The sequence below is a fragment of the Klebsiella sp. P1927 genome, assembly GCF_018204675.1.
GTDB classification, from domain to species: Bacteria; Pseudomonadota; Gammaproteobacteria; order Enterobacterales; family Enterobacteriaceae; genus Klebsiella; species Klebsiella pneumoniae.
Genome location: NZ_CP073378.1, coordinates 45,031 through 62,427, shown reverse-complemented (window position 1 = coordinate 62,427; position 17,397 = coordinate 45,031). Strand labels below are relative to the sequence as shown.

General features: G+C 45.2%; 11 protein-coding genes and 2 pseudogenes. 8 read left to right on the top strand and 5 right to left on the bottom strand.

The window, feature by feature from the left end; all coding sequences use genetic code 11:
• Positions 1-30: 30 nt before the first annotated feature.
• The 5 genes from KB892_RS27545 to traN all read left to right on the top strand — a co-directional run bounded on the left by KB892_RS27545 (position 31) and on the right by traN (position 10,511).
• Positions 31-4,272, top strand: a complete 4,242-nt coding sequence (locus tag KB892_RS27545; RefSeq protein WP_101992391.1) for an Ig-like domain-containing protein — start codon at positions 31-33, stop codon at positions 4,270-4,272.
• Positions 4,273-4,409: 137 nt separating this feature from the next.
• Positions 4,410-4,934: a signal peptidase I gene (gene lepB, locus KB892_RS27540; RefSeq protein ID WP_004026522.1), complete on the top strand. Its 525-nt coding sequence runs from the start codon at positions 4,410-4,412 to the stop codon at positions 4,932-4,934.
• Positions 4,921-6,282 carry a TrbC family F-type conjugative pilus assembly protein gene (locus KB892_RS27535; protein WP_202153276.1) on the top strand — a complete coding sequence of 454 codons (1,362 nt, stop codon included), beginning with the start codon at positions 4,921-4,923 and terminating at the stop codon, positions 6,280-6,282. The genes lepB and KB892_RS27535 overlap by 14 nt, the downstream gene beginning before the upstream one ends.
• Positions 6,279-7,316, top strand: a complete 1,038-nt coding sequence (gene trhU, locus KB892_RS27530; RefSeq protein WP_004026524.1) for an IncHI-type conjugal transfer protein TrhU — start codon at positions 6,279-6,281, stop codon at positions 7,314-7,316. Before KB892_RS27535 ends, trhU begins: the two co-directional genes overlap by 4 nt.
• Positions 7,317-7,325: 9 nt before the next feature.
• Positions 7,326-10,511 carry a conjugal transfer protein TraN gene (gene traN, locus KB892_RS27525; protein WP_070083078.1) on the top strand — a complete coding sequence of 1,062 codons (3,186 nt, stop codon included), beginning with the start codon at positions 7,326-7,328 and terminating at the stop codon, positions 10,509-10,511.
• A gap of 48 nt (positions 10,512-10,559) precedes the next feature.
• Here the strand turns inward: traN and KB892_RS27520 are convergent, their stop codons facing one another.
• Entirely contained in the window at positions 10,560-11,408 is an 849-nt protein-coding gene (locus tag KB892_RS27520) for a hypothetical protein (RefSeq protein ID WP_064794295.1), read from the bottom strand.
• A 505-nt stretch (positions 11,409-11,913) separates the two neighbouring features.
• Between KB892_RS27520 and KB892_RS31575 the strand changes: the two are divergent.
• A pseudogene (locus KB892_RS31575) lies at positions 11,914-13,015 on the top strand (conjugal transfer protein TraG N-terminal domain-containing protein); the annotation flags it as partial.
• Between the two features lie 92 nt (positions 13,016-13,107).
• Here KB892_RS31575 and KB892_RS27510 read toward each other — a convergent pair.
• On the bottom strand, positions 13,108-14,295 hold the full coding sequence (locus tag KB892_RS27510) for an RNA-guided endonuclease InsQ/TnpB family protein (protein ID WP_040209642.1): 1,188 nt from the start codon (positions 14,293-14,295) through the stop codon (positions 13,108-13,110).
• A gap of 35 nt (positions 14,296-14,330) precedes the next feature.
• Here KB892_RS27510 and tnpA point away from each other — a divergent pair, with 35 nt between their 5' ends.
• Together tnpA and KB892_RS27500 are read left to right on the top strand one after the other, a co-directional pair.
• Positions 14,331-14,759 (top strand): IS200/IS605 family transposase, encoded by a 429-nt coding sequence (tnpA, locus tag KB892_RS27505; RefSeq protein ID WP_077257669.1) that lies wholly within the window; start codon positions 14,331-14,333, stop codon positions 14,757-14,759.
• Between the two features lie 78 nt (positions 14,760-14,837).
• Positions 14,838-15,062, top strand: a pseudogene (locus KB892_RS27500) (zinc ribbon domain-containing protein); the annotation flags it as partial.
• Between the two features lie 270 nt (positions 15,063-15,332).
• On the opposite strand, the gene KB892_RS27495 reads toward KB892_RS27500, so the two are convergent.
• The 3 genes from KB892_RS27495 to KB892_RS27480 form a co-directional block, all read right to left on the bottom strand.
• Positions 15,333-16,559 carry an RNA-guided endonuclease InsQ/TnpB family protein gene (locus KB892_RS27495; protein WP_040209639.1) on the bottom strand — a complete coding sequence of 409 codons (1,227 nt, stop codon included), beginning with the start codon at positions 16,557-16,559 and terminating at the stop codon, positions 15,333-15,335.
• A 153-nt stretch (positions 16,560-16,712) separates the two neighbouring features.
• Positions 16,713-16,997 (bottom strand): type II toxin-antitoxin system RelE family toxin, encoded by a 285-nt coding sequence (locus KB892_RS27485; protein ID WP_004181778.1) that lies wholly within the window; start codon positions 16,995-16,997, stop codon positions 16,713-16,715.
• The gene (locus tag KB892_RS27480) at positions 16,987-17,235 is read right to left on the bottom strand and encodes a type II toxin-antitoxin system Phd/YefM family antitoxin (protein WP_004181777.1); all 249 of its coding nucleotides are present in this window, start codon (positions 17,233-17,235) and stop codon (positions 16,987-16,989) included. Before KB892_RS27480 ends, KB892_RS27485 begins: the two co-directional genes overlap by 11 nt.
• Positions 17,236-17,397 lie beyond the last annotated feature (162 nt).

Genomic DNA, 17,397 nt, shown 5'->3' with positions numbered 1-17,397 from the left:
ACTATGGCATAACTACGATCAGAGCGTTCCATGACTAAAATTAATAAAATCTCTTTCCTGATGTTCTGTTCTGTGTTCAGTGCTTTTTCAAACGCAGAATCGATAATGGTTTCCGGTACCCTGGAAACGTCATTACCAGATGTCAAATTTTCTACCAGTTCACAAGTAAATACGGCCTTCGTGAAAGAAAGTACGGTTACAGCTATTCCGGTATCTGAGGGATGCGAGGTGTCCTCTGATCCTAATGTCAAAAGTACGGCTGGTAGCCTGAAATGTGTGTTTGAATGGTTACCTAATAATTCCGGTATGCCGATTGCTAATGGGTTCTCACTGAAGGGCATCCCTGCGATCGCTGGGGATATCAAACTTCCATGGCAAATCGTTTACTACTCGGGCTCAAAACGTGAAAAAGTCATAGTCAAGGAAGGGGAGTACAACTTCAAGACTGTTGCGCCTGTAGCTCCTGTGATTACTTCTATAAAAGGTTCAATGAGCAACGGTTCTTCCGGTTCAACACTGACGTCATACATTAAAAACGAGACACTCTCAAATATTGATATAACCGTTGAACCCCGAGACTACGATATGGTCGCGTCTGTCGGTTCTGGGACATCCTGCGCCATTGCTGCAGGAGCCTCAAAATGTTCTATAACGACCGGAAGCGTAGGCATCAGTGATGGGAGTTCCGATTTCGGAAGCAGGGATGTAGGCGTAACCTTAAACTCGTTCAATAATTACTTCTCCCCACCAGTAACCTCTAAGGTGAGATTAAGCTGGGATTACCGCGCTCCAGCGATAGACAATACCTTCTGGAACGTCTCTAAAGAAGCTCGGTCATTCAAGATCGGAGATAAAGATATCTACGTTGCTCCGCAGACGATCGCTGTAGCTGTCTCGGTTCCTGCCCGGTCAGATACCAATGACTGGTGGAAACCTGCTGCAATGTCGCTCACACTTGCTCCTGATGGTAGCTTCTCTCCAATGACAAAAGTTACTTTAGATGATGGTACGGAGCTTAATTTTAACAAAATTTGGTCAACTCCGTCCCGTCGAACTCTTCAACCTGTCGCCGGATATCAGGAAGTTGCGGGTAAATTTGTTTATTTTTTTGATATAAGCGATCTGGCCAGCGCTTCTTACGTTGCAACATATTCTGTGTCTAATACAGCGGGCAATGATTCCAGTTATACCGAACCGGAATCTAAACTTATACTGTCTGATGAACCATCTGTTTCCGTTTTCAAGGACGGCTCAGAGCTTGTTAAGCGGGACCAGGTGTACTTCCTGAATGAGATCGTTATTGCTGCATTCCAGGGCGAAGAGGGTGTTGCCGACATCAAGAGCGTTGTCATTGATAACGTCATGGCTTCATACACTCCCACAAACGTCAAAGGGATCTACCGGTTAAAGCCGATGCCGTCACTCGAAACAAACAAAGTCCATACTTTGACGGTTGTTGCTGAGAATGTTAACGGTATATCCAAAACCTATTCAATCGATTTTACCTATATGCCGATGACTTTCACTCTGAAGTCCATCGAATCAGCGTCTACGATTTACGGTTACGTCCGTCCTTACACTTCGCTGGTTACTCAGCAATCAGGGAATACCTGTAAGATTTTCTCTACTGAAGAAGACGCTCAGGCGTTTCTTAGCCAGTTCGGAACTGCGGTTTATGGAACGGCCTGTTATGTTCAGTGGAACAACGTTCCATCTGGTCTCGAATTTTACTCGAAGTCTAAAGTTCCTGGCCTGACGGGTTACTTCTCTAAAGTTGGCGATAACGTCCTTGACTACAACGTCTATGTGATTAATACAAAAGGCTCTAAAGCCATTGCCACTCATAACCGTAAAACCGTTAAAGCCGTTGAACCGTTTGCACCTGAAATTTCATACAAGATGAGTAAAACGGTAGAGACTCTTGGTAAGGATACAGCACTGGTTTATATCACTGGTGGGGACGCAGCTAAGGTGCTTGCAAAATCAGTACCGGCTAACGTTGTCCTTACAACTAAGGTTGAAGGCCAGGACGCTGAAACTAAAACCTACAAGAATAAATCAGGTGGTGATACGCCGGTAACTTATTCTGAGCGTATAAAAGTACCTGCAGCGCCATTGTGGACGCAAACGAATGTAAACATCGAAGCTTCCTACGAAAATGAAGCCAGTATAAAGTCATCCAGTGTGCTCAAAGTTTATACTGTTCCAAACTTCAGTATTCGTGCCTATATGAAAGTTGCAGAGCGTAAATCAGCAACGAGTTTGAAAGTACCGGTATCGGTAAACATCGGCCAATGGAATAACAGCTGTAACTGTACATTGTACGATGCCTCCACAATGGGGCAGTGGGATGTGGTGGTTTACAAAGTTACCTCTAAATGGGTTACGGATGAAGAAACCGGTAAAGATGTTTCGGTAACTGAGCGAACTCCTCTGACCGGTGATCTGCCCGTTAACTCTGAGGGGATTGCGACCGGTGAGCTCAACATGGACGATCTGACTCTGGGTAGTCACCGCATCATCGCAGTAGCTACGGTACGCAGTCCGTTTAAAGATTTTGTACTCAAACGTGAGACATCAACAACAAGTATCAGGGTGTATAAAGGGGCCAACCTCGAAGGTGGGCTGTCTAAATCGCTTATTGTAGGCCGAGTTCCTCTGTCAGCAATGGTCTCATTCAGAACGAAAAGTACCGATGATTATGATTCCCTGAGTCCAACTGAATGGCAGATGTCCAGTAACAATGGATCAACCTGGAATACGCTTGAAGATATGACCGGACTTCGAAGCGTAAGCATCAAACAAAAAGAAGTAGGTAAGTGGCTTTACCGCGCCAAACTGACCAACAAATACACAGGTAAGGTCTCATATACCGATAATCTCACGGTGGTTGCTTACCGGGAACCTAAACCTGTTATCTCGGTTGGAAAGGTTCTTGAGGGGCACAGCATCCCGGTGACACTGACTGATAACAATGAAGATGTACAAGGTAGTGCAGTTGAAGTCCAGTGGTCAGAGGATGGAGAGGAATGGACTGAGGGGGGGGTTAAATACATGATTACGTCCTCGGAGGTGCCCAAGTATATCTTTGCAAAAGTACGGTATACCGAAACCGACGAAATGGCCGGGAAATCGGCATGGAAAGAAACTCGTGCTCGTGTCACTGTCATTAAGCATAAGAAATTGTCGGTTAAGGTTGAGGGGAACTCGCAGGTAGAGGTAGGTAAAAAAGTTACTTTGCAGGGTACCTACACGAACCCTAATATCGAGTACTCATCTGATGCTAAAGTTGTCCAGGAGTGGGTGCTCCCTGATGGAAGCGTAAAACAGGGGGGGCTGCTTGATACCGTCCTGACCGAAGACATGTTAGATGAACGTGGGTATGCAACGTTTACGTATCAGGCCTACATGCCGGAGGCAAAAGACAGAACCATAGCAAAACGGAAAATCAGCGTAAAATCTTGGGTATACAAATTCCCGGAGCCACGCCTGAATACAAAACTGAAATACACCATGATACCTTCGGAACTCACCGTATCAGTCTCTGGTGTGGATGTTTCTTATCCTGGAGTTGTGTTCACCCAGGACTGGCAATACGACAAAAATATGATGACGCTGTCCAGCGACAATAACGGGACGAAAGTGTTCCAGGTAACAAAATCGGGTACACATACGTTGACGTATGTCCTGAAGGATAACAGGAACAATGAAGCCCGGGTTGATTACACTTTTATCGTGAACGAACAGAGTCCGATGGAAATTAGCGTTACTCCCAAATACTCTAACAAGTTCATGAGGGCCCCGCTGGACCTGTCCTTGAGGTCCAGTGTTAAGCTGGCCCACTCGGCAGACTCAATTGACAATGTGACGTTTAAGCTGAATGGTAAGCCTGTCGATGGTGGCAAAAATTACTGGTCACAGACGTTTGAGAACATCATGGAAGGTAGTTATAAACTGGAAATGGACGTTGTCAGTACGCAGGGTCAGAGAGGGGTTGTTGTGGTTGATTTTGACGTGATACCGAACACGCCTCCTACATGTAACCTGACATACACTGAAACGCAACTGAGCTGGGCATTTACTGCAAAATGCAGTGATCCTGACGGCAAGATTTCCAGTTATGTTTGGAAGGTGAATGATCAGGTTCGTGGTGTGTTCGGAAGTACTGCAACACTGTCCAAAGCTCAAAATAAGGGTAAGCTGGTGGTGTCTATAACTGCTTACGATGACAGCGGTGATTCAGCGACAAGTTTCATTACGTTGAATAACTGACATAAGTCATTCTCTTGAGTAGCCCCTGAGTCAGGGGCTATTTTTTTTGGTAAATGATTAAAATCATCTTGTTATTCAGCAAATGGCCTCTTCCTTTCGGGCATAATATCCTGAAATAATCATTCAGGACCCATCTCATGTTGATGTCCCTTAGATATCTTTCTCCGCACAGAAGAGGTGTTTTACGAGTTGATAAATCACTGATTCTGCACCTGGTGATCATCTCGGTATTAATGCATCTGTTCTTTTCCCGCTTCACTCTGGGGCATGGACTCCTGCATGGCTGTATTCCAGCTGATTATTACATGGTGGATAAATATGATAAGGGCTATGAAATTGGGGATATGATTAACTTCACCATGGACAGAGATGTTCGATTCATTAAACCTGGGGAGAAGGTAATAAAAATCGTTGCTGGTAAGGGTGGGGACAAAATCCAGATTACAGAAACATACGTTAAAAACGGCGACCGTATTTTCCGGGTTGACGGAAGGCGTATTGCCAAAAAATACCATATTGAACCGCAAATTCTGAACCGTGAAATCACGGTTCCAGCTGGACACATTTTCGTAGTTGGCCAGACCGATTACTCATGGGATTCCCGTTTTTGGGGAACAATACCAGAAACGACAATCACAGGAAAAGCATATGCCATCTTCTGAATGTATTAAAAAGTTACTTTTTAGCTGCCTGTTAGCTACATCTCTGTCATATGCCGATGACTCTATTGATCATGCAAAGACTCAAAGCATAGAGTCGATTGTCGGCACACCCCGGTACAATCCCAGCTCTGTCTCCGACAGTGTGCGTGCGGTGATAGAACACACAGGTAAGCTGCGTGAAGCGGAAGCGATGAGTGATATTGCGCAGGACATAAAAAAGAATCAGTCTACAGAGACCTTCTCTGAAGAGGCAGACACAATTAACAAGTCAAAAAACGAGTCAATGCGAACCCAGTCTTCCAACGTTGAAAAAATGTTTGGGAAGTCGGGGATTACTGCACAGGACTTCGAACGTAAATTAGATAACAACAAAAATGAAGAACTATCGACTGATAATGGCTTGACAATATTTGCATCATTCAGCATGCCAGACTATGTATTGATAGACCTGATTAAAACAGCATCGGAAAACAATGCGCGCGTGGTGTTCAGGGGGCTTAAGGAAGGTGTAGAAAACCTTATTCAGATGCAGGTAGTGCTGCGTGATTATATATCTAAAGCAAAAATAAAAAAAGAACCTTTAGTCACCCTCGATCCGGAAAGTTTTACCCAGTATAGCGTAAAAGAAGTTCCAACGATGGTGTACAGAAAAGATGATAAAACCTACAAGATTAGTGGGTCGATTAACATTAAGTATTTCATGAAACAGATCGAGGAAAACCCAGAAAAAACAACCTTCCCGGTTTCAGCCCAAACATTCCCTATAAAAGAGAAAAGTATTGTACAGGAACTTGAGGAGAGAAGTAATAAATATGACTGGGAGGCGGCCAAAAAGAACGCAATAAAATCAACTTGGCAAAATCAGTGGATGGCGTCCCTTCCCGTATCTGACGAGAATAAAATCTGGTATATCGACCCAACAATTCAGGTAAACCAAGATATTAGAGATAACCAAGGTAACCTCATTGCTGCCGCAGGGCAGAAGGGAAATCCTCTTGCTCAATTTCCACAGAAACTGACAATGATCGTTTTTGACCCAATGAATTCTGAGCAGCTGACATGGGCCAAAATACAGTTTCGTCACCGTTTCGGCGAAGGAAAAGTTATGCCCATTTTTACGCGAATCAAACGTGATGATGGCTGGAAGCATTTAGAGGAGTTGCGCGGCCAGTTCTATGGGCAGATGTACAAGATCAACCCTGAAATCATTAGCCGGTTCCTGATTAAGTCCCCCCCTACAATCATATCGGTTGAAGGAACCTACTTCAAAGTACAGCAGTTTGCTCAGGCAGATGTACGCGAGTATACGCGTATAAATCAGCAATCAGAAAAAGAGGCGGCTCAATGATACGAAAGTTACTTTTGTCAGCATTCACTGCTGTCATGCTCAGCCTGGCTTTACCAGGAATGGCGATTGGGGCTGAGACGGGTAGCGGAATCTGTCAATCGGCCGGTGTTTGGAAAGGTTTGATTAAAAACATCTGTTGGAGCTGTATTTTTCCAATGCGCATTATGGGAGTAGGCTCCTCACCAGAAGGGGCTGCACCGTCACAACCCGTATGTTATTGCACAGATCAAAATGGGGTCCCAGAGGTAGGATGGCAACTGTCGTTTTTCCAACCAGTAAAAATAGTAGAGGTTGTACAGTCACCATGGTGTTCGCCATTCCTTGAAGGGGTTAGTCTTCAGTCTTCAAGCTTCGATATGGGGAAAGGAGCAACTAACAGGCCCAAAGGGGGTAATGAGGCAGGGTTTTATGATGTTCACTTATGGGAGTTTCCGATCCTAGTGATGCTTAAGCTCCTCATTATGGGGGATTGTACCGCTGAGCCTTATATTGACCCGTCTCTTACCTACATTAGCGAAGTTGATCCGCTCTGGGAAAATGACCTGCTTACACTCGTATTAAATCCTGAGGCAGTTGTTTTCGCAAATCCTATTGCTTCAATGTGGTGCGCAGCTGACTGTGTGAAGGTTACAGCTGGGGCTGACAATCTGAGTGCCCACTTTTGTGCAGGTTGTGATGGTAACCTCTATCCGCTAACCGGCCATGTTTTTGCGAATGACGATTCAGTCCGGGTTTCCTCATTATTAACTCAACGAATGATTACCAAGTTGCACAGGCAAGGAATGTTGATGAAAACCATGGGCCAGGACGCTATGTGCGAACGCAGGTTCAGTTATTTCATGCCTAGATCACAGTACAGGCTATCGATGCTGTATCCCGTACCGGAAGCAGAAGGACCGGAATGTTGTCATAGACTTGGTGATTCTGTTCATGACTGGTCGACACGGAAGGGCGGACGAAAACGTATAGGTGTAAATAACTATGTATACATGCTTTGGCGTTATAACGATTGCTGCGTAAGGTGGCTTGGTTAAGGGGTCAAGATGATATTTAAAAGGGCTGTTTCCTTAGCCGTAGCTGTGTCAATTGTAACTAATACGCTCAGTTGGGCGTATTATGTCACGCTTCTCAATATTGTGATGGCACCGAAAGTATATGCGGCAAACGAAATTTATGAACAACTGGAAAACAATTTTGATCTTGCTAATCCTGCAGCGAACAGAACTTCAACAGTAACTACAGAGGACATTTTAGAAAAATATAAGAATAGTGAAAATCCTTCTTATACCGACAAAATAAATGGTTTTGATAGTACTAACAGTTCGTCAATGGACCTGAAGAAATATGGTGGAAAAACATTCACAAATGATGATGTTTTGAATTATGCCAAAACTGATGGTTCGGACATCGCTGGTACGGTAATGCTACCCAACATGAACGGTAATAATATAAACATAAAAGGTTCAGAAAACGGTGGAAAGTTACTTTCACGTAACCAGGATGGAAGTATATCTATAAGTAACAACCCCAATCCTGGAGGCGCGATCACTAGTACCAATACAGCTGAAATGTATAGTTCAGAGCAAAATAATGCTGATGTTCAGTTTAATGCTGGTGATAGTTATGGTGACGAGAAAGGATTCATTAACGATATAAAAACTCGTAAGAGTCAATTATTCACTGCTAATAGTTATGATGGGCAAGCATATCGTTCGCTGGTGGCTGCAACAAAATCCAATCCAGCCCCTAATATTTCGCCAAATGACCCAATGTTTACAAGTGGCAGAAATGAAATAGCAAACGCAGCGGCTGGTACGGGTCAATGGTTGCAAAACTGTTCAACACAGACCACAACTACAACAAAAGAAAAACATATTCCTGATTATAAGGAATATTACTGTAACGCACCTAAAAAAGATAATTATGGTAGTTGCACTATTACACGTGACTTCAGTGTACCAGTTTACATCTCTGGTGGTAATGGTGACCTAAGCGTATGTGGCGATAACTGTATACGTATCTGGTTCGGAAAGCGTGGTAATGACTACTGGTCTGGTGGTGTTTATGACAATAGCATGACGCTTCATTTCCACCAGGACGCTATCTTAAAATCAGCAAGCATAGTAAATGCTGAGTGGGATGACCACATGCAAGTTAATCTTGATGGCAAGCAGATTTTTGCTCATATCGATGGTGAATATCGCGAACCTGGTTATGGCCCACCACGTAATGGCATGGAGAGAAATAAATCGAATAAATTAAAGGAACCTATTGATATAACGCGCCAAGTTTCAGAATCCGTGTACAAAGAAAGTGACCACGAAGTTGAAATGTCATCTACTGTATGGGTCGGGGGTAACGGTGAAGGGTACTTTGAAGTAGAACTAATTTTTGAAAATATCAAACTTGAAGATAAACATATACAGGACCCACCTGGCTGCTACGATGTTGTTAAACAAACAGGTTCATTTTGCAGGTTTGATCGTTTTGCCGATCTTGATGTAGGCACTAAACGTTTACCACAATCGATATTGCAATATGCATCACCTTTATATGAAGGAGACCAAGGTAACTTAACCTGGAAAACTAATCTAGAAGGATATTTTTGCGATCCGTTAGGGAAAGAAAAATTATGTCAGTATGATGCATCAGGAAATATTCTTAAAGATGAGAATGGCAATGAGGCTTGTTACAATTATGACCAGATAAAGAATATGCCTGATGCATGTTCAAAATACTCTACAAACTCTGCATGCACTATGTCCAGTCAAACATGCGCTGAGGGATGGTTCGATTCTGCTACTAATCAATGTTACATGTACGAACAAAAGTGGACCTGTGATGAAGGAATAACAAGGACTGTGACAGTAACAAACGAAGCAAACACCTGCGTAGGCATGATCCCATGTTCAGGAGGTACTTGTAATACCGGTGCGAATGAACAAAACAGTGATTTCGGTAAGGTCGCAGCCTATAGCAGCATGGTTCAGAACATGCAGGGCGATGCTATGTGTAGTGACCCTAACGACCCCAATAGTTGCATTGTCTTCTCCGGAGAGAAGCAATGGTGTGGCCGTTCTGTAGGCTTTGTAAACGGGTTGGCAAAAACAGATTGCTGCGAAGCTCCTAAAGGTGCAGCCGGAAAACTAGAGGCAATTATCTTAGCCGGGACAATGCTCAGAAACACAAACTGGGAAAAAATATCAGCAAAGCTGACAACCTGGACTGGTGGTGAGTCAGGTACGTGGGCATCGATGACGAACTCTGTCGGACAATGGACCTCCGGTGTATCTTCAAGCGTGGGCCAAATGTGGCAACGCGTGACTGAACCACTAACTTCTGCTTATGAATCAATAGCAGGAAACGTCTCGAGACTTATTGGCTCTTCAACAGTTGAAGGGGGAGGTTCAGCTGTTACAACAGAGCTCACCAAAGATGGGTTACAGACCGGCGGTCTCGCTGCAATAAAACAGCAGTTGATGAATAAAGCTTACGATATGTTGCCCGATGCAATCAGGGACTTTGTGTTTGATAAGACGGCCACCACACAACTTGGACAGGCAGTTTTCTCAAGTGCTGTTCAGAATTTTATGTTAGCTTTAAACATAGTTGGTTGGATATATACTGCTTATCAAATCACAAAAATGCTTCTCGAAATGCTTCTGGCTTGTGACCAAAAAGAGATGGAAGCGTCAATTCACAAAAACCAAGGGGCATGTTTTGTTATTGATACAGATCGTTGCGTTAAATATCTCAACGTTGGCTTCACTAAGAAGTGCATTAAAAAAGCAACCGACATGTGCTGTTATAACTCTTTATTATCAAGGGTAATAATGCAGCAGGCATATCCGCAATTGGGAATTAATCCTGTAGAAAGTGGTTGTGTGGGATTAACTATCTCACAGGTCCAGCAACTTGACTGGGATAAAATAGATATGACTGAGTATATTGAATCAGCAGTTGTCGCGGGGGAAGTCCCGGATGAATACGCAGCATTCACAGAGAGTTCTGTAGCTAATATGGGTCCATATAAAAATAACGAGGCGCAATTGTCCTCGGAGCGAACACTGGAGTCGATGGGGGGTAGTATCAATATGACCAAAGCGAGAGAAGAGAATGTGCAGGCAATTAATGGCAACAATGTAGATTGTTCATACCTTCCGAGACCAAGTGTATGTGAGGTAGGCTCTGTCTACGTTGATCCTGTAACTGGTAATTCAATTAATTAAAAGTAGGAGGCCGGAGACCCGGCCTTTCCGTTCACTGACAAATCCGGATTATATTTCTTTCTTATGAGGAAATCCTTTCTTTCCAAGATCACCTTTAATAAAATAATATTCAAGATTATTAATTGTCACACTAGGAAATCCAGGTGCTGTTTTCTTTGATTGAGGCTGTAGAATAAAACCTGGAAAGTTATTAGTCATAAATGTAGCATTCTTACTAAAAATATTAGTATATCGAATTATCGAGTAATTACCTTTTGGCAACGAAAGCTGAGCTAATTCATCACCAGTTGCTGGCCGGATAACCTGGTATTTGAAGAACTCACTTCCTACATCCCCTGAGTTTTCTACCTTTGATTTAAGTTCGCAACTATCCCAAGGTCCCATTGAAGATTTTGAGATTGTGCATGCGTTCAAGGCGTTTATTTGACCCTCATAAGTTGCACCTAAAATTTTAGGTTGTTCCTTTATTGACTCGATAACAATTCTGGCCCCTTCTTTTATAAGTGATGGGTCGTCATAAGGAAGATTGCGAGGATTTGAAACGAAAACCACACTCTGTGGAACCATGAGAAATTCAGCATCAGCCTCGCTGTAGAGTGATGCCGTAAACATCCCAATTCCAGCTTTAAGCCCGCCTGTTATTACACCGGTAGCAGTGTTCAGAAGCATTTTTGAAGCAAGACCTTCATCAACTCCCCCTCCTGCATTCTCTGCTTCATCTACATTTACTGGTACACCTGCAAGTGCGTATGCGTTCGTTGCCACCGATTTTTGAGGATCTGCATGCCAGTAAACACCGTGTTCTTTTGTGAACATACGGTTATCTGGGCTCTGTGGTTGAGTGGCGCATCCGGCCAGAAGAGTGCATGTGAGGATAGCTAATAATGTTTTTTTCATTGAAATGCCCCAGTGGTTGTTTCCATCATTATTTCATAAAATTATGCACGTGCAAGATACTATTTTTCGGTTGGACATCTGAGTAACCAAACTCAAAAACAGGCGTTAAAGTTGAAAATATACCTGTCCAAAAAAAATCAACTTTTTCGATTTTCCCTACCCTTATTTGGAAGAAATAAAATTCAACTATGTGAAAATATATAGATTGCACCAATGGGCTGAAAAGATGATAAGACATAGAAAGATACTCAGCGTTGTTAATTGTTTGTATGGCGAGAAAAAAGTGAACCTTCTACCAGGAGGCATAAGTGCTTTACACCATGCCTCGAAACCTTCGAGGAGAAACTACCAAAAAGTAACTTTTTTAGAAGAGTTACTTTTCCCAGTAGTACTGTCAGGAGTCGATTTAATGCAACTTTCAAACTCAACATGAGACGTCGTTTTCGGCATAGATTCAACGTATCTAATAGAGGTCAGCTACCCTCAATACAGTGTAGGGGGGTAAATGAGCAACTTTACTATATATACCATTAGTGATATCGATTTTGTTTATACGGCTTTTACGGGATCGCGCTGATTATTTCCACTCACGGATCCAATGAATGGCTCAGATTTGCTGAATATGCAGCAGCAATTGGACTTTTTTATAAATCCCTGCGGTGGGTCCTTGCCCCCACAAAAAACGAAGTCCCGATCTTCTGCTGGATAATGGGGTTGCTGTTCTATTCAATTCCCGTCATTAAAGCCGATGTCACTCTGGAATCGGTTAAAACAGGGGAGGTCAGGAACATAGACAATGTACCGTTATTTATCGCGTCAACCGGTTAACTGACAACCGGATTACTTCACGGGCTAATTACGGACTGGCGAGCAGCGTTTGACCCGCTTACGCCGGTGGGGCAGGTCACTGACACGCTCGATGACAGCCTGACGCTGGGGCCAATGACAAAAATGGTCAAATATATGGAGTGGGGCGGGGAATCCAGTGGGTTCTGTCAGGCTTTCCCGAATACGATGAGCGGGAGTGAAAAACCTGTCGCCTTTGATGTCTGCAGAATCATCCAGTCTATTGCACGCGATTGTATTAAAACGACCCAGGACACAGAGGTTCAGACCCCACTAAGAGGGGTGGCGTTAAATGAAATCTATGTCACTGATCTTGGTTCAATAGAAACGGTGATGGATTCAATGACGACAAACAGCCTGAAGACGGCCAGCGTCCACATGGTGACATCCACCGGACTGCAGTATGCATCCTGTTCCGACGCCTGGGCGTATCTATCATGAAACGTATAGGGCAGATGAATCAGTTTGTTGAATCGGCTAAAGAAGAGTCAGGACAAAAAAGTGACTTTCTGCAAGGTGTGGCGTCTTCGCTTTTTGGAAGCGCTGGTCAGGCTCACGATATCACCACAGGGGCTTTTGTCCTCAACCAAATAGATAAAGGTGTGCTGCAGTATCGCAAGTCGTTGGGTATCGCCGCAGATTACCAACTCTTCGAAGCGAGCATGAAACGAACCAACGCCATGGTCAGTCAAGGGCAACTCTGGCTGAACATCTCAGGCGCTGCAATATCGTTCCTGGAAATGTTCAGCTACTTGACATCCTCCCCCACCTTCTCACTACGTGAATCAGGAAGGGGATTCCCTTTGTAGGGTAGCAACGCGTTACCGCATTGCCCGGTTCCTCGCTTAACGGCTTACGCCGCCTTACGGGCGCGTCCGGGGTTAATCCCGGACAACACGGCATGTCCTGCCGCGAGAATATTTTGAGCGCCGTTTATGTCGGCGTTCGCTTCGTATCCACACGCCACGCAGACAAATACTGCCTGCGATTGACGATTTTCCTTTACTGTATGACCGCAACGCGCGCATTTCTGGCTGGTATATGCCGGATTTACTGCCAGCACCTCACCGCCGCGCCATCGCTGCTTATATTCGAGCTGGCGGCGCATTTCGTACCAGCCCTGATCCAGTATCGCCCGGTTAAGACCTGATTTTGCCGCAACGTTGCGCCCCGGCTCGTCTACCGTACCCGCTGCCGATTTCGACATGTTGGAAACCTTCAAATCTTCAATAACGATCATCGCGTGGTTTTTGCTGATTGTTGTCGTGACTTTGTGAAGGTAATCGCGGCGGATGTTGGCGATATGCGAATGTAAGCGGGAAATTCTTGCTTTCTGCTTCTTCCAGTTCGCACTGAATTTCACTTTACGGGCAAGCTGGCGCTGTAACCTTGCCAGTCTGCTTTGGTTCTGTTTAAAACTGTTGACAGGTTCAAACACCGTGCCGTCTGACAGCGTTACCAGCTTGCAGATACCGGCATCCAGGCCGACAGCAGACGTTGACGGGTGCGCGGGCTGTTCGACCTCCATTTCTACCTGAAACGAGATATACCAGCCGCCAGCGTGCTGGCTGACCGTTGCGTTTTTGATTTTACCCACAACGGCCCGGGACTGCCGGAATGTCACCCAGCCCAGCCCCGAGGGTAACTTAACGCGTCTGTACTCAAGCTGGCAGTATTTGTCAAAATTGACGAAACGAACGGAATCATTGCCGTGGGTTTTACGTTTGAACACGGGCGCTTTCGCTGCCAGTTTTTTATCAAAGCACCGTATCCATGCCCCGTGCAGGTCTTTCAGTTTCTGCTGAAGGTTGTCGGTGTAGGCATCAGATAAAAACGCCAGGTCAGGTAATTTCTTCCATCCTGTCAGCATTTTATTCAGCTCAAAGGCGGAAGGGAGTTTTTGTCCGGCCTCAAGAATACGCTGCGTCTCTGCCAGGGCGTAATTCCAGACAAAACGGGCGCAGCCGCACATCTGACGCAGTCGTTGCGCCTGTGCATCTGTCGGATTGAGTCTGTATTTATACGCTTTCTGGATTAGCATTTTGCATTCAGTGTGTATTGAGATAACCTGTATAAATAACCATATGTACATCACGGAGTCAACAGGTGCAGGAAATAAACAGAAGTCGTCATTCTGCCTATTTATTACATGTTCACATTGTTTTTGTGACTAAGTACCGCCGTAAAGTTTTCGGTGAGTTACATCTGGAAAAAGTAAATCAGTATGCAGGTGAAGTTTGCGGTGATTTCGGTGCTGTACTGAAAGAATGTGACGGAGAAGCCGATCATGTTCACATGCTGGTCGAATACCCACCAACTGTGCAACTGTCAAAACTGGTTAACAGCCTGAAAGCCGTCACAAGTCGGCGGCTACGGAATGAATTTCTGGATTTGCGGGAGGCGTACAATAAGCCTGTTCTCTGGTCACGCAGCTACTTTGTTGGGTCATGTGGTGGAGCACCGCTGGAAGTCGTAAAGCGCTACATTCAGCACCAGCGCGGCTAAATGTTCCTTTAACGCTAGCGCGTCAATTCAAATTCCCCTCCCGCCTGCCACGGTGGGAGTACCCTTTGAGACAAAAGATGGTCGGGGCGATCCGTGGTCGCCATTGACCAGTTTTTCCCGTCCTCAAAACGCTATAGCGGTTGCGTCTATACCATGACAAAAATGGCGCTTAACGTCAGGTCATGGATTTGCCCTGAATGTGGGGCTAACCATGATAGTGACGTAAATGCGGCGAAGAATATAAAAGCGGTCGGGCTGATCACATTAGCCCACGGAGCGACTGTAAACCCTAAAGCCGCTTAATGTGGTTTAGGTAGGTTGCGTTGAAGTGGTAATCCTCGCCCTTCTTCAGAGAGGGGGAGGCTGTTAACTTGAGCTACCGGTGACGAGGAAAAAATCATGAAAAAAACTAAAAAGCCTATATTTCCAAAAATAATTCCTGAATGTGAAATGATTTATGCAGGAACATAAGGGAATTAAGATGTAATCAAGTACTGAAGAACAAGAACGTGTTATACGGAATTTGACATCCTCCCCACCTTCACGCTGCGCGATTCAGGAGGGGGATTCCCATTAGTGGGTGACGACTGATCGCTCAGTGCCAGGTTCCTGCTTCATCGGGCGGACTGACTGCACCGTCCCTCCACAGGCAAGTACGGCATGTCCTGCCGCTAAAATATTACAAGCGCCGTTTACATCAGCATTCGCTTCGTATCCACACGCCACGCAGACAAATGTGGCCTGCGATTGACGGTTTTCCTTCGAGGTATGACCACAGCAGGCGCATTTCTGGCTGGTGTAGGCCGGATTTACTGCCAGCACCTCACCGCCGCGCCATCGCTGCTTATATTCGAGCTGGCGGCGCATTTCGTACCAGCCCTGATCCAGTATCGCCCGGTTAAGACCTGATTTTGCCGTAACGTTGCGCCCCGGCTCGTCTGCCGTACCCGCTGCCGATTTCGCCATGTTGGAAACCTTCAAATCTTCAATAACGATCATCGCGTGGTTTTTGCTGATTGTTGTCGTGACTTTATGAAGGTAATCGCGGCGGATATTGGTGATATGCGCGTGTAAGCGGGAAATTTTTGCTTTCTGCTTCTTCCAGTTTGCGCTGAATTTCACTTTACGGGCAAGCTGGCGCTGTAACCTTGCCAGTCTGCTTTGGTTCTGTTTAAAACTGTTGACAGGTTCAAACACCGTGCCGTCTGACAGCGTTACCAGCTTGCAGATACCGGCATCCAGGCCGACAGCAGACGTTGACGGGTGCGTGGGCTGTTCGACCACCATTTCTACCTGAAATGAGATATACCAGCCGCCAGCGTGCTGGCTGACCGTTGCGTTTTTGATTTTACCCACAACGGCGCGGGACTGCCGGAATGTCACCCAGCCCAGCCCCGAGGGTAACTTAACGCGTCTGTGCTGAAGCTGGCAGTATTTGTCAAAATTGACGAAACGAACAGAGTCATTGCCGTGGCTTTTATGTTTGAACACGGGCGCTTTCGCTGCCAGCTTTTTATCAAAGCACCGTTCCCATGCCCCGTGCAGGTCTTTCAGTTTCTGCTGAAGGTTGTCGGTGTAGGCATCTGATAAAAACGCCAGCTCAGGGAGTTTCTTCCATCCTGTCAGCATCTTATTCAGCTCAAAGGCGGAAGGGAGTTTTTGTCCGGCCTCAAGAATACGCTGCGTCTCTGCCAGGGCGTAATTCCAGACAAAACGGGCGCAGCCGCACATCTGACGCAGTCGTTGCGCCTGTGCATCTGTCGGGTTGAGTCTGTATTTATACGCTTTCTGGATTAGCATTTTGCATTCAGAGTGTATTGAGACAACCTGTATAAATAACCATATATATATCACGGAGTCAACAGGTGCAGGAAATAAACAGAAGTCGGTATTCCGACTATTTATTACATGTAAAGATTGTTTTTGTGACTAAATACCTGAACGAATGGGCTCTTAATTTCTGTGTTTGGTTAAATTGTAAATATCATCATTCTCACGTTTACCGACGCCAATTACGGTGACCGTCACAACATCATCGTTGACACTGTAAACCAGTCGGTAGCCTGCGCCACGGAGCTTTATTTTGTATTGGTCTTTGCGTCCATGTAGTTGCGATGCGGGCACCCGTGGGTTCAACAGGCGCTCAGCGAGCTTCTTTTTGAATTGTTCCCGAATGGTATGGCCCAATTTTTTCCATTCTTTCAGAGCTGATTCATTAAAGGCCAGCTTATAAGTCATCTAGACTGACCTCGATTACCGCCTCACCAATTCGCTCATCAGCAATACGACCCAGCTCCTGATCTTCAAGAAGCTCCATCAGTTGAGCATACAGAGCAGGCGGTACACAGTAAAAAGCGGGTTCGTTGCGATTCAGTATGGCTACAGGGGCACCTTCTCCTGCATTGAAAGTGCCCATAGGATCACGTTTAAGCTCTGTGATGCTTGCTGCAGTAGTGGTTAGTACCTGAAATGCCATAAAAAAACCTCCTGTTCAGAGTCTCAATTATAGCACGCTTAAGAGTGCTTTTAAAGGTGCTTTTATCAGTTAAGTTCCCTAGAAATCTCGTCCCGTGCGGGTTGGAATCCTCGCCCTGTTTTGAACTGCATCCCAAAAGTTGAACTCCAACTGAGTAAAGGT

What these genes read in the sequence shown, in the direction of transcription:
- KB892_RS27520 (WP_064794295.1), bottom strand. Translation starts at nt 11,408, where the DNA reads ATGAAAAAAACATTATTAGCTATCCTCACATGCACTCTTCTGGCCGGA.
- KB892_RS27480 (WP_004181777.1), bottom strand. Translation starts at nt 17,235, where the DNA reads ATGGCATTTCAGGTACTAACCACTACTGCAGCAAGCATCACAGAGCTT.
- trhU (WP_004026524.1), top strand. Translation starts at nt 6,279, where the DNA reads ATGATACGAAAGTTACTTTTGTCAGCATTCACTGCTGTCATGCTCAGC.
- KB892_RS27510 (WP_040209642.1), bottom strand. Translation starts at nt 14,295, where the DNA reads ATGCTAATCCAGAAAGCGTATAAATACAGACTCAATCCGACAGATGCA.
- KB892_RS27545 (WP_101992391.1), top strand. Translation starts at nt 31, where the DNA reads ATGACTAAAATTAATAAAATCTCTTTCCTGATGTTCTGTTCTGTGTTC.
- lepB (WP_004026522.1), top strand. Translation starts at nt 4,410, where the DNA reads ATGTTGATGTCCCTTAGATATCTTTCTCCGCACAGAAGAGGTGTTTTA.
- KB892_RS27535 (WP_202153276.1), top strand. Translation starts at nt 4,921, where the DNA reads ATGCCATCTTCTGAATGTATTAAAAAGTTACTTTTTAGCTGCCTGTTA.
- traN (WP_070083078.1), top strand. Translation starts at nt 7,326, where the DNA reads ATGATATTTAAAAGGGCTGTTTCCTTAGCCGTAGCTGTGTCAATTGTA.
- KB892_RS27485 (WP_004181778.1), bottom strand. Translation starts at nt 16,997, where the DNA reads ATGACTTATAAGCTGGCCTTTAATGAATCAGCTCTGAAAGAATGGAAA.
- KB892_RS27495 (WP_040209639.1), bottom strand. Translation starts at nt 16,559, where the DNA reads ATGCTAATCCAGAAAGCGTATAAATACAGACTCAACCCGACAGATGCA.